Below are 461 nucleotides of genomic sequence, written 5' to 3'. Positions count from 1 at the left end.
GAGGTCGCTGCTGAGATTGCATTGCCCAACTGCGTTTCCGCCGTTGCCAGATCGGCAGCCAAGTCGGTGGACGTTGTCAGATCAATTGCATCAAGCGCAGTCTGAATTGCACCCAGATCAACGGACTGGAATGTGATTGTCGTCGCAGCGAAGGTACCGCCAGAACGAGTCACACCAGTTACAACGGTTTGTGTCGCCGCGGCACCAGATACAAGATCTTCGCCATTGAAGGTTGCTTGGTCGATCGCCGCTCCGATCTGATCAACCAAAGAGTCGAGCTCGGCTTGAACTTCAGACAAGTCAATGCCTTGACCCTGGGCAAAGGCCACGCGCTCAGAGAAGTCAGACGCGAGGTCTTTTACTGTTTCAGCACCCAAACGCGCGGTCGCAACAGAGTTTTTGGTGGATGTTAGGCCTTCATTGATGGCCTTGAACATGCCGCTATCGCCTTTCATGGTCTC

At 54.0% G+C, this 461-nt stretch carries 1 protein-coding gene; it reads right to left on the bottom strand.

Going from position 1 to position 461, the window contains the following annotated elements; all coding sequences use genetic code 11:
- A partial coding sequence (locus tag TA5113_RS11185) for a flagellin family protein (protein ID WP_503089901.1) occupies positions 1 to 461 on the bottom strand: 461 nt, incomplete at both ends.

Origin of the sequence: Cognatishimia activa (assembly GCF_001458335.1) — a bacterium.
GTDB lineage: Bacteria > Pseudomonadota > Alphaproteobacteria > Rhodobacterales > Rhodobacteraceae > Cognatishimia > Cognatishimia activa.
Note: the sequence above shows the minus strand (reverse complement) of the source record. Positions and strands in the feature narration are given on the sequence as shown.